Source organism: Catenulispora sp. GAS73 (assembly GCF_041262085.1).
GTDB lineage: Bacteria > Actinomycetota > Actinomycetes > Streptomycetales > Catenulisporaceae > Catenulispora.
Map to the genome: position 1 here is coordinate 1 of NZ_JBGCCM010000079.1, position 12262 is coordinate 12262.

Annotated in this window: 12 protein-coding genes; 7 read left to right on the top strand and 5 right to left on the bottom strand. The window is 71.3% G+C overall.

All coding sequences use genetic code 11. The features are described 5' to 3' along the window. Positions 1 to 438 precede the first annotated feature (438 nt). From ABH935_RS50330 to ABH935_RS50340, 3 genes are all read left to right on the top strand, one after another. Positions 439 to 1041, top strand: a complete 603-nt coding sequence (locus ABH935_RS50330) for an acetate uptake transporter (protein WP_370385142.1) — start codon at positions 439 to 441, stop codon at positions 1039 to 1041. Positions 1042 to 1119: 78 nt separating this feature from the next. Next, entirely contained in the window at positions 1120 to 3093 is a 1974-nt protein-coding gene (gene acs, locus ABH935_RS50335) for an acetate--CoA ligase (protein ID WP_370385143.1), read from the top strand. Positions 3094 to 3187: 94 nt separating this feature from the next. Continuing rightward, a complete protein-coding gene (locus ABH935_RS50340) occupies positions 3188 to 3583 on the top strand; it encodes a DUF2004 domain-containing protein (RefSeq protein WP_370385144.1) in 396 nt (131 codons plus the stop codon). A 2-nt stretch (positions 3584 to 3585) separates the two neighbouring features. On the opposite strand, the gene ABH935_RS50345 is transcribed toward ABH935_RS50340, so the two are convergent. After that, a complete protein-coding gene (locus ABH935_RS50345) occupies positions 3586 to 4140 on the bottom strand; it encodes a DinB family protein (RefSeq protein ID WP_370385145.1) in 555 nt (184 codons plus the stop codon). A 2-nt stretch (positions 4141 to 4142) separates the two neighbouring features. Beyond that, positions 4143 to 5033 carry a DUF6597 domain-containing transcriptional factor gene (locus tag ABH935_RS50350; protein ID WP_370385146.1) on the bottom strand — a complete coding sequence of 297 codons (891 nt, stop codon included), beginning with the start codon at positions 5031 to 5033 and terminating at the stop codon, positions 4143 to 4145. 72 nt (positions 5034 to 5105) lie between these two features. On the opposite strand from ABH935_RS50350, the gene ABH935_RS50355 reads away from it, so the two are divergent. Beyond that, on the top strand, positions 5106 to 5672 hold the full coding sequence (locus ABH935_RS50355) for a TIGR03086 family metal-binding protein (RefSeq protein ID WP_370385147.1): 567 nt from the start codon (positions 5106 to 5108) through the stop codon (positions 5670 to 5672). A 49-nt stretch (positions 5673 to 5721) separates the two neighbouring features. On the opposite strand, the gene ABH935_RS50360 is transcribed toward ABH935_RS50355, so the two are convergent. The 3 genes from ABH935_RS50360 to ABH935_RS50370 form a co-directional block, all read right to left on the bottom strand. Continuing rightward, a complete protein-coding gene (locus ABH935_RS50360; RefSeq protein ID WP_370385148.1) occupies positions 5722 to 6372 on the bottom strand; it encodes a class I SAM-dependent methyltransferase in 651 nt (216 codons plus the stop codon). Between the two features lie 39 nt (positions 6373 to 6411). Beyond that, complete coding sequence (locus ABH935_RS50365; protein WP_370385149.1) at positions 6412 to 7833, bottom strand: glycoside hydrolase family 3 N-terminal domain-containing protein; 1422 nt, start codon at positions 7831 to 7833, stop codon at positions 6412 to 6414. 74 nt (positions 7834 to 7907) lie between these two features. Further along, a complete protein-coding gene (locus ABH935_RS50370; RefSeq protein WP_370385150.1) occupies positions 7908 to 8852 on the bottom strand; it encodes a GNAT family N-acetyltransferase in 945 nt (314 codons plus the stop codon). Positions 8853 to 8920: 68 nt separating this feature from the next. Between ABH935_RS50370 and ABH935_RS50375 the strand changes: the two genes are divergently transcribed. From ABH935_RS50375 to ABH935_RS50385, 3 genes are all read left to right on the top strand, one after another. After that, positions 8921 to 10075 (top strand): serine hydrolase domain-containing protein, encoded by a 1155-nt coding sequence (locus ABH935_RS50375; RefSeq protein ID WP_370385151.1) that lies wholly within the window; start codon positions 8921 to 8923, stop codon positions 10073 to 10075. Then, positions 10072 to 11040, top strand: coding sequence for a MurR/RpiR family transcriptional regulator (locus ABH935_RS50380; RefSeq protein WP_370385152.1), 969 nt, complete (start codon positions 10072 to 10074; stop codon positions 11038 to 11040). Before ABH935_RS50375 ends, ABH935_RS50380 begins: the two co-directional genes overlap by 4 nt. A 132-nt stretch (positions 11041 to 11172) precedes the next feature. Then, positions 11173 to 12084, top strand: a complete 912-nt coding sequence (locus ABH935_RS50385; RefSeq protein WP_370385153.1) for a GNAT family N-acetyltransferase — start codon at positions 11173 to 11175, stop codon at positions 12082 to 12084. The last annotated feature ends 178 nt before the right edge of the window (positions 12085 to 12262 follow it).

The following is a 12262-nucleotide window of genomic DNA, read 5'->3' on the forward strand; positions in this document are numbered from 1 at the left end:
TGCTGTGGTGCTGCTTCGTCCGGCTGGACACCACCGGCCCGGGCAGGTTGGCAGAGCCCGCCGACGCGGCGAGGGACCCAGAACCAACACCCCGCATGGTCCTTCGGACCCCCTCACGACATGGCCGGTCGCGCTGGCCCGTCGCCATTCGCAGTTGCCAAGGCAACGGTTCTCGCCGGGGCCAGCAGCATGGCCGCGGCTGCCTGCCTTCCCGCTGCCAACCGGCTGTCGCCCGTTTCGTGGCTGTTAATTCGAACTCAGCGGCCCCAGGGGTCCCATTCAGCGCACGGTGGCAACCGTTCAGCGCATCCCAGGCACCGATGGTCCAGTTCGCTGGTTCGGTGCCATGTGCAGCTTGCGTGTGGCTACCTACGGTGACAGGGACGCGGCCGGTGTGGGCCGGCGGCGTTCGTAGTCAAGGGAAGGGACGCACCTGCCGTGAGTGAGACCCCCAACACGCCCGCCCCCGCGCCGTCCACGGGTATTGCCGATCCGGCCCCGTTGGGCCTGGCCGGATTCGCCATGACCACGTTCATCCTCAGCGTTCTCAACACCAACATCATCTCCGAGAAGGGCGGTGGGGACGTCGTCCTCGGGCTGGCCCTGTTCTATGGGGGGCTGGCGCAGCTGCTGGCCGGCATGTGGGAGTACCGGCGCGGCAACACGTTCGGGGCCACCGCGTTCTCCTCCTTCGGTGCGTTCTGGCTCAGCTACTGGGCCATCGTGCACTGGAGTTCTGGGGAGGACGCGCACAAGACGGTCGGGCTGTACCTGTTCGCCTGGTTCCTGTTCACCGGGTACATGACGGTGGCGGCGCTGCGTACCAGTGGTGCAATCCTGGCCGTGTTCGGGCTGCTGACGCTGACGTTCCTGCTGCTGGCCATCGGGGCCTGGCAGAACTCCACCACCGGGCCGGCCGGGTTCACCAAGATCGGTGGCTTCGTCGGCATCATCACCGCGCTGGCGGCCTGGTACGCCTCGCTGGCGTCCGTGGCCAACGAGACGCACAAGAAGCAGTTGTTCCCGACCTGGCCTCGATGAGCCCGGGGGAATAGCGTGGAACGAGGGCCGCTGTGCGGTCCTCGTTCCCTTCCGTCGTGAGGACTGGGGCTGGGAGACATGACTGACAACGCTGTCAACCGAGAGACACTGTCCAACCTGCTCAGGGAGAACCGCCGCTTCGCCCCCGCGCAGGACGTGGCCGACCACGCGAACGTCACCGCCGAGGCCTACGCCGAGGCCGACGCCGACCGCGAGGCCTTCTGGGCCACCCAGGCCGGGCGGCTGCACTGGCAGCAGCCCTGGACGCAGATCCTCGACTGGTCCGACCGGCCCTTCGCCAAGTGGTTCGTCGGCGGGAAGCTGAACGCCGCCTACAACTGCGTGGACCGGCACGTCGAGGCCGGCAACGGCGACCGCGTCGCGATCCACTTCGAGGGCGAGCCCGGCGACTCCCGCTCGCTGACCTACGCCGAGCTCAAGGACGAGGTCTGCAAGGCCGCCAACGCGCTGACCGAGCTCGGGGTGCGCCAGGGCGACCGGGTCGCGATCTACATGCCGATGATCCCGGAGACCGCGGTCGCGATGCTGGCCTGCGCCCGCATCGGCGCGGTGCACTCGGTGTGCTTCGCGGCGTTCTCCCCGGAGGCCCTGCGCGGCCGGATCGAGGACGCCGGAGCCAAGCTGCTGATCACCGCCGACGGGTACCACCGGCGCGGCTCGATCGTGAACCTGAAGGCTAACGCCGACGAGGCCGCCACCGCGTCCCCGACCATCGAGAAGGTGCTCATCGTCCGGCGCACGGGGCACGAGGTGGCGTGGGACCCGGCGCGCGACGTGTGGTGGCACGAGTCGGTGGACCGGCAGAGCACCGAGCACGCCGCGCAGGGCTTCGACGCCGAGCAACCGCTGTTCATCCTGTACACGTCGGGTACGACGGGGAAGCCGAAGGGGATCCTGCACACCACCGGTGGTTACCTGACGCAGGCCTCGTATACGCACCATGCGGTGTTCGACCTGAAGCCGGACACCGATGTGTACTGGTGTACTGCCGACGTCGGCTGGGTCACCGGGCATTCGTACATCGTCTATGGGCCGCTCTCGAACGGCGCCACCGAGGTGATGTACGAGGGCACGCCAGACACGCCGCATCAGGGCCGGTTCTGGGAGATCGTCCAGAAGTACAAGGTCACGCTCCTCTACACCGCGCCGACGGCCATCAGGACCTTCATGAAGTGGGGTTCTGCGATCCCGGCGAAGTTCGACCTCAGTTCCCTGCGGCTGCTGGGTTCGGTCGGTGAGCCGATCAACCCCGAGGCGTGGATCTGGTACCGCGAGAACATCGGCGGGGGCCGGACGCCGGTGGTGGACACCTGGTGGCAGACGGAGACCGGGGCGATCATGATCTCCCCGCTGCCGGGCGTCACCGAGGCCAAGCCGGGCTCGGCCATGCGGCCGCTGCCGGGCATCTCGGCGAACGTCGTGGACAAGGCCGGGACGCCGGTGCCGAACGGCGGCGGCGGGTACCTGGTGCTGGACAAGCCGTGGCCGTCGATGCTGCGCGGCATCTGGGGCGACCCGCAGCGGTTCATCGAGACGTACTGGGCACGGTTCGCGGAGCAGGGGTACTACTTCGCCGGCGACGGTGCGAAGAAGGACGAGGACGGCGACTTGTGGCTGCTGGGCCGGGTCGACGACATCATGCTCGTCTCCGGCCACAACATCTCCACCACCGAGGTCGAGTCGGCCCTGGTCTCCTACCCGGCCGTGGCTGAGGCCGCAGTGGTCGGCGCCAAGGACGAGACCACCGGGCAACGCATCGTCGCCTTCGTCATCCTGCGCGGCGGCAACGAGGAGTACGCCGAACTGGCCGAGACACTGCGCGAGCACGTCAGCAAGGCCATCGGCCCGATCGCCAAGCCGCGGCAGATCATCGTGGTGCCGGAGCTGCCCAAGACTCGCTCCGGCAAGATCATGCGGCGGCTGCTCCGGGACGTCGCGGAGGACCGGGCGATCGGGGACACCACGACGCTCGCCGACTCGGCGGTCATGGACCTGATCTCGACGAAGCTGCCGCACGCCGAGGAGGACTGAGGCGCACGCCGGGAGTTTGTCGGCGCCTGTTGCTACGGTGAGGCCCGCTCGTCAAGGGCGGGCCTTGGCGTGGCGACTTCTCGGGAGACGATCGATGGGCACGCAGGTTGACATCAGCTTCGACGGCGCGCGCCTGGACGCCGCGGCTTTCGGCCGGCTGGCTCGCCACGGGGTGAACCTGGAGGCGCTGGATCACAAGGCGCGGGCCGGGATGCGTGTGGACTTCGCCGAGGCGGATTCGACGGTCCGGTTCTACGCCGAGCACCATCGCGACGCGCTGGGGGCCATGGTCGGCGAGGATGGCTCGATCGATCTCGAAACCTTCCTCGCCGCACTGAGCCTGGTGCACATCGATTTCTGCCTCGACCCCGAACCCGAAGACTCCGGGGTCATCCTCGACTACTCGATCGGTGCGGAGGTCACCAACTACCTCATCGCCGTGTCGCTGGACGACGACGGTGAGGTGGAGGACATCTCGATGGAGAGCTGAGGTCAGGCGCCCTCGCGCAGGTACAGATCCCGCAGCAGTCCGAGCTCTCCGCCGTGGTGCGCGACCTCGTCCAGCGCGTGCAGTGCCAGCGCCAGGTAGCTCGCGTCGGCGTACTCCTCGGCGCGTGGGCCCATCGGCTGCATCAGGCGCTCGTCGCCGAGGGCTTCGACGCGCGTGATGAAGCGGGCCCAGTCCTCCTCCATCGCCAGGACGCCCCGGTCGGCCGTGCCGGGCCATTCGAACGGGTCGCCGAGGGCGGGTACGTCCTCGAAGAAGCTCAGGTAGCCGCGCAGGCAGTCGGAGCCGATGTGCCACATGCGCCAGGCGATGGTCGTGACTGGGGCTGGTGCGTCGTCGGATGCGCCGTCCGGGCCCTTCGGCAGCCGTGAGTCGGCGCGGTAGACGCCCTCGTCGGTGCGGCGGATGGTCATGCAGTCCGGGACCGGTTGCCACAGGTACTCGGCGTCGGTCAGGCCCTCCAGACGGGCGAACGTCCGGGACCGCACGTCTTCGAAGGTCCGCAGGACGTCGCGGGTGATGGGGTCGTGGTCAGCCAAGGTCAGCTCCCGGATCCGGTGGTGTGCTCGCCGGCGGGGGTGTGCTCCGCCGGTGTCTTCTCGCGCGCCTCACGTGTCGTCGCCGCGTACTGCGCCGGTGGCAGTCCGAAGGCGGCGGTGAAGTCGCGCGTCAGGTGCGCCTGGTCGGCGTACCCGAGGTCGGTGGCCAGCGCGGCCCAGTCGACGTGCTCGTTGTGGGCGATGCGCTCGCCGACCTCGTAGATGCGGTAGCGGCGCAGGAACCACTTCGGGCCGATGCCGATGTGCTCGGTGAAGGCGCGCTGGAGCGTGCGGATGCCGACGCCGGCGGCGGACGCCAGGTCCTCGGCGCGGGTCAGGGCCCGGTCGTGCACCGCCAGGTCGGCCCACTCGGTCGTGGTCTCGCAGTCCTGGCGCTCGGCGGGGACACGATCGGCCAGGGCGGCGTCCGCGGCGGCGGCGATCGCCTCGGCCGGTACGTCCAGGTCTGCGACCAGCGGCACCAGAAGCGACTCCAGGCCGGCCAGGGCCGGCACGTCGGCCAGCGGGACGTCCTTGTCGGTCAGCGCGGTCAGCGGGCCGTCGAAGAACGGCGCGAAGCCGGCCGGGCGGAACATGATGCCCAGCGCGCGCCCCTCACCCTCCAGGGTGACCGCGAACCGCCCCGTGTCCACTCCGGACACCAGCGCGCCGTGCGCCTCGAACACCACGTTGACCACCGGATGGAGCAGCACCTGCTGCTCGTGCCGGATGCCCGGCGGCAGGCGCCACGTCGAGAGCCAGTACCGGTCGACGAAGCGCGCCGCGCCGCCGGTCGGCGGGAAGCGGTCCAGGCGGAACACCGTGCCGGCCGCCGCCGGCCGCACGATGCCGCGGCTGTCATCGGCCACCGGTTTGACCTGGGGTTCGGACATGGGATCAGGGTAGCGGCGATCACTGACGCGTTTCTTCAAGACGGGCCGCGTGCGGGGTCATAGCGTCGGTGTATGAGCACCGTTCACGAGCAGTTGACCGAAGCGGCCGACCAGGCCGCACGCATCGTTTCCGGGACCGACCCGAGCCGGTTCGGCGACAAGACGCCGTGCACGCAGTGGGACGTCAAGGAGCTGCTGAACCACCTGATCCTGTGGACCTCGTACTCCTTCGAGCGCCGGGCCCGCAGCGAGCAGGTCGGCCCGGACCTGACCGAGCGCGACTTCGCCTCCGAGGCGGATTACGCCGCCGGCTACCGCGCGCAGCTGGACCGCGCCCTGGCCGCCTGGGCCCCGGCCGAGGTGTGGGACAGCGAGATCGACACCGGCGGCGGCAAGACCCCGGCCCAGCAGGTCGCGGAGATGATCCTGATGGAGATGGTCCTGCACGGCTGGGACCTCGCCACCGCGACCGGCCAGCCGTACCAGGTCTCTGACGAGGTTGCCGCGACCGTCGCCAAGGCCGTCGGCGCCTCGGCGGAGATGTACCGGCAGTACGACGGCTTCGCCGCCGAGGTGGAGGTCGGTCCGGACGCGACCGCGCTGGAGAAGGCGCTGGCGGTGTCGGGGCGGCAGCCGTAGCAGGGCCCGGATCGGGCGCGAACCCGCGGTGGGGGGCGGGTTCGCGTCGCTAGGCGCGGGCCTTGCGCGCGAGCACCTGGATCCCGGCGGCCTCGTTGCCGTTCATCGTGGCGACGCTTATCCGCCGGGAGTCCTCGGTGGCGAGGTCGGCCAGCAGTTCGACGAAGTGGTCGGGGTGGTGGTGTCGGCAGACCGCGCCGTCGCTGGTCTCGAAGATGCCGTACGTGCCGTGCGTCGGGGCGAAGCGTTCGTAGCGCTCGATACTGCGCGTGTCGTCGCCGAGCACCAGGTCGCTGACGTAGAGCAGGCCGCCGGGTTTGAGCACCCGCTCCAGCTCGCCGATGAGCCGCCGCTGCGCGGCGTCGCCGGGGATGCAGGTGAGGACCGCGAACAGGACGACCAGGTCGAAGCTCGCGTCCGGGAACGGGAGGGCCGGCGGGGCGTCCAGGACCGCGAACTGCATCCCCGGCTGCTGCTCGCGCGCCTGGTCGATCATCCCCGCCGAGCTGTCGACGCCGGTGAGGTTCGTGAACCCGAGTACGGCCAGGTCCGCCAGGGTCCGGCCGTATCCGCAGCCGTAGTCCAGGACCGCGGCGTCCCGGGCGAGCGCGTCGGTCCAGGCGGTGTGAAGGGGATGCGTGAAGCGCTTCGTCGCCGCCACGGCGTCCCAGTAGGAGGTCTGGTTGTCGAGGTCGGTCATGCTCGGGTCCTCCACATTCTCGGTCCTCCAGTCGGGGCGCTACCTGCCGGCCAGGACCTCGGCTGCGGCCTGCACACAGACCCGGGAGACGCCGTAGCCGGCCACCCACGCCGCGCCGCCGGGATCGACGTGCGCGACACCGAGGTCGACCACGATCGTATCGGGGCGCTCCTTCACCAGGCGGGTCACACGGTCCAGGTCCTCGGGGGAGCGCTGGACGCCTCGGACGACGACCACCAGGGGGCGGTCGGCGGGCACGGTCGCGGTGTCGGCGAGCTTCGCGTGCGTGGTGCCGGGGAGCAGGTCGGCGAGGGGAGTGGCGAGGCTGCGGGGGAGTTCGACCTCGACGACGTGCGGCGCGGACTTCAGGGGCAATGCATCAGGGTCGGCACGCAGCACCCTGGCAGCGCGGCGGGCCGCCGCGAGTCCGTCGTCCGGCGAGCCCACAGCCTCGGCTTCCGATACTTCTCTCGCCTCCCGCCGCCACGCCGCGAACGCCGCCACCCGCTCCGCAGCCTCCACCAACCGCCCCTCGGCCAGCGTCCCATCCTGCACCGCGGCCGCGATCGCCTTGGTTACCGCGGCGATGTCCGCGTCCGTCGAGGTGTTGTCCACGCAGACCAGGTCCATCCCCGCGACCAGCGCGCGCACCGCCGCGCCGGCGAGCCCGTACCGCTCCCGCACCGCGGCCATCCCGATCCCGTCGGTCACCGCGAGCCCGTCGAAGCCGAGTTCGCCGCGCAGCAGCCCGCCGACCACCGCCGGGCTCACCGAGGCCGGGTGCTCGGCGTCGAACTCGGGCATCAGCAGGTGTGCGACCATCACCGCGCGCGCCCCGGCGCCGACCGCCGCCGCGAACGGCGGCAGCGTGTCGCGCCGCAGCTCCGCCAGCGTGGCGTGCACTGTCGGCAGCCCGAAGTGCGAGTCCACCACGGTGTCGCCGTGGCCCGGGAAGTGCTTCGCGCACGCCGCGACGCCCGCCGCGTGCAGTCCCCGCACAGCTGCGGCGACGTGCCGCGCCACCAGCGCGGGATCCGAGCCGAACGAGCGTGCGCCGATCACCGGGTTACGGGGCTCGGTGTTCACGTCGGCGACCGGTGCGTAGTCCAGGTCGATCCCCGCCGCGCGCACCAGCGAGCCCACCGAGCGGGCCACGGCCTCGGTGAGCGCGACGTCGTCCACCGCGCCGAGCGCCAGGTTTCCCGGGTAGGAGGAGCCGGTGGCGAACTCCAGCCGCGTGATGTCCCCGGCTTCCTCGTCCACGGCGACGAACACGTCCGGATTCTCCGCGCGCAGCTCGTCCGTCAGCGTCCGTAGCTGCGTCGGCGACTCGATGTTCGCGGCGAACAGGATCACCGACCCGAGCCCGCCGGCCAGCCGCCGCCGTACCCAGTCCGGCAGCGCGGGGCCGACGAAGCCCGGCTGCAGCACGCGGGCGATCAAGACATCGAGCTCTGACATCAGTACTCTCCATCACGCGGATACAACAGGTACGGTTCCCGCTCCACCTCGCCGAACCGGCTTGCTGGAGACCGTCATGCCGCGACGGACTTTTCAAAAGCCCAAAAGACGCGGCCCAGCCGAGCGCCGACGGTCTTGGAGTAGAACCGGGCCGGGCCGACCCAGCCGATCTCGGCGACCTCGATTCCGGCGTCGCGCTGGTCGGCCAGGCAGCGGCGCAGGAGGACGGCGCCGATGCCGTGACCGCGTGCGGCCTCGGCGGTGCCCATCGGTCCGAACATGTCGGCGCGCTGCATGCCGTGTCCGGCGAAGCCGAGGTACGCGCCGTCGCGGACGGCCACGTGCAGCGTCGGCGGGCTCGTGCGCAGCGCCATCGCCGCCTCCTGGCCCCAGGTGCCGCCGAACTCCTCGTCGCACCAGGCGCGCAGGGCTTGCTCGTCCTCGGGCCGGCCGCGCCGTACTTCGATGCCGGCCTCGGTCAGGCGCTGCTCGTCCTTCTCGGTCGCGAGGTCCGCCGCGGCCAGGTCGACCAGCATGCTGTTGCAGTCCAGCAGGCGCTCGTAGCCGGCCGCCGCGGCCATACAGACGGCCGGGGTGTAGCGGATGTCGATGCCGGGCCAGGCGAAGTGCGGCGGGTTGCCGCGGATGCGCAGGCGGGTCGCGCCGGCGGCGATGAGGCGGCGCTCCAGGTCGGCGAGCAGTTCGCGGCCGTGGCCGAGTTCGCGGTGCTCCGGGTCGACGATGATGAGCTCGACGTGCCCGGTGGCCGGTAGCGCGTCGTGGGCCGGGCGCAGTGAGCCCAGGGCGAAGCCGATGATGCGCGTGCCGCCGGTGCCGTCGGCATCATCATCGGCGTCGGTGTGCTCCAACACGATCCGGCAACCCTCGGCGGCGGAGGACCACAGCAGCTCTACGATCGCTTCGGCGTCGGAATCGTGGACCAGGCTCGTCCGGGCCAGGGCTCGCAGAGCCGGCAGGTCTTCCGGGACAGCTTCGCGCATCGCGACCCTCTTCGTCATTTGCTAACGTCTTCAGGCATGCTGACGGTGGAAACCTACCACCGGTGCCGCGCGGGAAGGAACTGATGATGAGCACCGAGCCCGGCGAGATCGTCTCCGAGGCCGTCCGCGAGGGCGTGGTGCCCGGCGCGGTGCTGGCCTACGGACGCGGGACCGGCCGCCCGGCCAGCGTCGCCGCGTTCGGCGCCGGCGTCGGACCGGACACCGTCTATGACCTGGCGTCGCTGACGAAGGTGACGGCGACGCTGCCGTGTGTGCTGCGGCTGGCCGAGGCCGGGGAGATCGGGCTCGACGATCCGGTGGCGAGGTACCTGCCGGGCTTCGGCGACGGCGCGGCCAAGGACCGGGTGACGCTCCGGCACCTGCTGACGCACTCCTCCGGGCTGCCCGCGATCAGCGAGGTCTATCGGATGCCCGGGACCGCCGAGGAGCGGTTCGCCGCGGTGGTCGCCGAGCCGCTGGAGTCGCCGGTCGGGACCGTCGTGAAGTACTCCGACCTGGGGTTCATCATGCTGGGACGGATCGTGGCCGAGGTCGCGGGCAAGCCGCTGGACGAGGCGTTCGGCGAGCTGGTGGCCGCGCCGTTGGGGATGACGGCGACGGGGTTCCGGCCCGTCCGTGACGCCGCGGATTTCGCTGCCACCGAGGCGAACTGGTTCGACGACCCGGAGCGTCAGGACCCGAAGTCGGGCGTGGTGCACGACGAGAACGCCGAGAGCTTCGGCGGCGTCGCGGGCCAGGCCGGTCTGTTCGGCACCGCCTCTGACCTGGCGAACTATCTGCGTGCGGGCTGGCTCGCGGACAACAGCCCGATCCTGAGCCCGGCCACGCGCGCCGAGGCGCTGCGGTGCCAGACCGAGGGGCTGGACGGCCGGCGCGGGCTCGGCTGGACGCTGCGGGGCGACTCGTACGACTTCATGTCGGACCAGTGGCCGCTGAGCGGGGCCGGGCACACCGGGTTCACCGGGACGAGCCTCGCGTTCGACCCGGTGTCCGGGATCTGGTGCGTGTTGCTGACCAACGCGGTGCTCTACGGCCGGGACAACCGGGCGCGGCAGCTGCGGCGCTCGCTGCACGGCGCGGTCGCCGCCGCGTTCGGTGTCGCGAACGGTGTCGCGAACGGTGCTGCTGTGAAGCCCGGTGACGTGCGCGAAGGCGGTTCCGACGGCAGTCTCAACACCGGTGCCGACGACGCCGACGGTGGCTTTAGGATCACAGCATGAGCACTGGCGCGAATCGGCCCTCCCGCGGCGCGCGCGGATCGGGCTCCGGCGGCGTGGCGACGGCCGCGGCCGGGGCTTCCCTGCTGGGCAGCGAGGCCGGGCCGCCGCCGACCGTGCTGGTGCGCATCAGGGCTCTGCTGCCGACGCTGCCGCCGTCGGAGCGGCGGGTGGCCGAGGCGGCGATCGCCGACCCGGCGGGCGTCGCGGCCAAGACGATCAGCGAGCTGGCCGCCGACTGCGACACCTCGGAGACCACGGTCATCCGCTTCTGCCGCGCGGTCGGCCTGAAGGGCTACCCGGAGCTGCGGATCGGCCTGGCCGCCGCGGCCGGCATCGAGGACGCCGCCGCCATGACGCACACCGCCGGCGGCGACATCGGGCCCGGCGACTCGCTGGCCGACGTCGTCACCAAGCTCGGCTACGCCGATGCGCGCGCGGTGGAGGACACGGTCGCGCAGATCAACCTGGAGGTGCTGGAGCGTTCGGTGGACGCCGTGGTGTCGGCCGGGGCGGTGGACGTGTACGGGATCGGGGCCAGCGCGCTGATCGCGCTGGACCTGCACCAGAAGCTGCACCGCATCGGCCACCGCGCGTTCGCCTGGCCGGACGCCGAGGCGGCGCTGACGTCGGCGGCGCTGTTGGGGCGCGGGGACGTCGCCATCGGGATCTCGCACACCGGGGCCACGCCGGCGACGGTCACGGCGTTGGCCGAGGCGCACGACAACGGCGCGCGGACGATCGCGATCACCAACTTCCCGCGCTCGCCGATCACGGATGTGGCCGATCTGGTGCTGACGACGGCGGTGCGCGAGACCACGTTCCGGTCGGGGGCCATGGCGAGTCGTATCGCGGCGCTGACGGTGGTGGACTGCTTGTTCGTGGGCGTGGCGCAGCGGAACTTCAGCCGGACGACGCGGGCCTTGGAGCGGACGCGGAGCGCGGTGCAGGGGGCTCGGGGGCGGTAGGGCCTGGCTCGCGACCAGCGGCGACCGGCAGCGGTCGGTAATGGTCGCTAGCGGTTCGGCCTGTGATCGATACGATCCCTGTGAACCATGCCGCGCTGGCCCCTGCCACCGCCGGCGGGAGGGGCGGAATCGATGGACGTCACCATGACGGACTTCACCTTGACGGGCCGGCTGGTCGGGCTGCGGGTGCTGCGGGAGTCGGACCTGGACGCGCTGGTCGCGTGGTGGTCGGATCCGCGGACCCTGGCCCGCCAGACGAGCGGGCCGTTCGTCGCCAAGCCGGCCGCCGAGGTCGCGGTGACGTTCCGGGCATGGTGCGCCAACATCGGCGCCGACGTCGGCCTGGCGGTGGTGGAACTCGCGAGCGGCGAGCTGGTCGGCCAGGTGGCGCTGTTCGGCGCGACGGTGAAGGACCGCTGCGCGACGCTCGCGGTGATGATCGGCGCACCGCACCAGGGGCGCGGGCTGGGAACTGACGCCGTACGCACGATCGTGGACTACGGCTTCACGGAGCTGGGCCTGCACCGCATCGAGCTGAGCGCCAACGGCGACAACCCGGCGGCGCTCGCGGCCTACCGCAAGGCCGGCTTCGTGGAGGAGGGACGCCGCCGCGAGGCCATGTTCCGCGGCGGCCGCTGGCACGACGTTGTAAACATGGGCATCTTGGCACGCGAGCACCAGGCGGCGCTGCGGGTCGAGGTGTTCGTCGCGGACCTGGACGCCTTCGTCGACTTCTACACCCGGGTGCTGGGCTTCACCCTGTCCGACGACCGCCGCGCGACCGACAGCCCCTATGCCGCGGTCGCCCTGGGCACGGCCCGCATCGGCGCGGTGCGCTCGTGGGGCGATCTGGAGCTGGCGGTGCGCAGCATCCCCTCCGGCGCCGAACTGGTACTGGAGGTCGACGACGTCGAGGCGGCGCACCAGCGCGCGGTCGAGAGCGGCTGGCCGATCGCCGACGGCCTGGCGGAGCAGCCTTGGGGGCTGCGGGACTTCCGGGTCTTCGACCCGGACGGGTACTACCTGCGGGTGACGAGTCGGTGAGGGGCAGGGTCCGACCGGACCATGCGGGGTGTTGGTTCTGGGCCCCTCGCCGCGTCGGCGGGCGAAGCCAACCTGGTCGGGCCGCAAGAGCGGGTAGTTAAGGGTTTGTGGTGGGTGTCAAGGCCCTGGGCTGCCGGGTGGCATGGGAAACGAGACCTCTGATACATCGGGTTCTTGT